General features: G+C 72.2%; 2 protein-coding genes and 1 pseudogene. All 3 read left to right on the top strand.

Annotated features, from left to right (window positions below):
• Positions 1-156 (top strand): annotated as a pseudogene (locus A5622_RS28535) (rRNA cytosine-C5-methyltransferase); the annotation flags it as partial.
• Between the two features lie 98 nt (positions 157-254).
• Positions 255-944 (top strand): ribulose-phosphate 3-epimerase, encoded by a 690-nt coding sequence (rpe, locus tag A5622_RS20570; protein WP_066860151.1) that lies wholly within the window; start codon positions 255-257, stop codon positions 942-944.
• Positions 941-1,449 (top strand): bifunctional diaminohydroxyphosphoribosylaminopyrimidine deaminase/5-amino-6-(5-phosphoribosylamino)uracil reductase RibD (gene ribD, locus A5622_RS20565; protein WP_066880902.1); only part of this gene is annotated, 509 nt, incomplete at its 3' end. The genes rpe and ribD, both read left to right, overlap by 4 nt.

Below are 1,449 nucleotides of genomic sequence, written 5' to 3'. Positions count from 1 at the left end.
CGCCGCCACCCGGTGAGCGCGCTGGACACCCGGCCGTTGTTCGAGCCCATGGACAAGGGAGCCGACCTGGGCGACGGGCCGCACGTCCAGCTCTGGCCGCACCGGCACGGCACGGATGCGATGTTCGCGGCCGCGCTGCGCCGCGAAGCGGGGTAGCGGGGACGCCACACGATGGACACTATCGCGGCCGCGAGGCGGGGGAGCGGCACGCGCCGGATGTGAAGCGGGCCGCGCGGCTCAGTAGTCTGGCGCTCATGCCTCGCAACATCGCGGGACCTTTGATCGCGCCGTCGATCCTTTCCGCTGACTTCTCCCGGCTCGCCGACGAAGCCGCCGCCGTGACCGGCGCCGACTGGCTGCACGTCGACGTGATGGACAACCACTTCGTGCCGAACCTGACCCTCGGGCTGCCGGTGGTCGAGAGCCTGCTGGCCGCCACCACCATCCCGATGGACTGCCATCTGATGATCGAGGACCCGGACCGCTGGGCGCCTCCCTACGCCGAGGCGGGGGCGTACAACGTCACCTTCCACGCCGAGGCCACCCAGAATCCGGTCGGCGTGGCCCGCGACATCCGCGCCGCCGGCGCCAAGGCGGGCATCAGCGTGAAGCCGGGGACCCCGCTGGAGCCCTACCTGGAGATCCTGCCGCAGTTCGACACCCTGCTCATCATGTCGGTGGAGCCCGGTTTCGGCGGCCAGAGCTTCATCCCCGAGGTGCTGAGCAAGGTGCGCACCGCGCGCAAGCTCATCGAGGCGGGGGAGTTGACGATCCTCGTCGAGATCGACGGCGGCATCAACGCCGACACCATCGAGCAGGCCGCTGAAGCCGGCGTCGATTGCTTCGTCGCCGGGTCTGCCGTGTACGGCGCCGAGGATCCGGAGGCCGCGATAGCGGCGTTGCGGCGCCAGGCGGCCGGCGCCTCCCCGCACCTGCGTCGATGACGGCGCCGGCGGGCGAGGGCCTTGACGCCGCAATGCGTTTGGCGATCGACCAGTCCAACCACGTCAAGGGGACCACGTATCCGAACCCGCCCGTGGGGGCGGTCATCCTGGACGCCGGCGGCGAGGTCGTCGGCGTCGGGGCCACCGAACCCGCCGGCGGCGATCACGCCGAGATCCTGGCGCTGCGCCGGGCCGGCGAACTGGCCGCCGGCGGCACCGTCGTCGTCACCCTCGAGCCGTGCAACCACTACGGCAAAACCCCGCCCTGCGTGAACGCCCTACTGGACGCGAAGGTGGGCACCGTGGTGTACGCCGTCGCCGACCCTAACCCGGAGGCCGCCGGCGGGGCCGCGCGGCTCGAGCAGGCGGGCGTGACGGTGCGTTCCGGCGTGCTGGCCGACGAGGTGACCGGCGGCCCGCTGCGCGAGTGGCTGCACAAGCAACGCACCGGGCTGCCGCACCTGACCTGGAAATACGCCGCCAGCGTCGACGGCCGCAGCGCGGC

Origin of the sequence: Mycobacterium sp. 1245801.1 (assembly GCF_001673055.1) — a bacterium.
Lineage (GTDB): Bacteria > Actinomycetota > Actinomycetes > Mycobacteriales > Mycobacteriaceae > Mycobacterium > Mycobacterium europaeum_A.
This window is presented reverse-complemented; position numbering and strand designations above follow the sequence as displayed.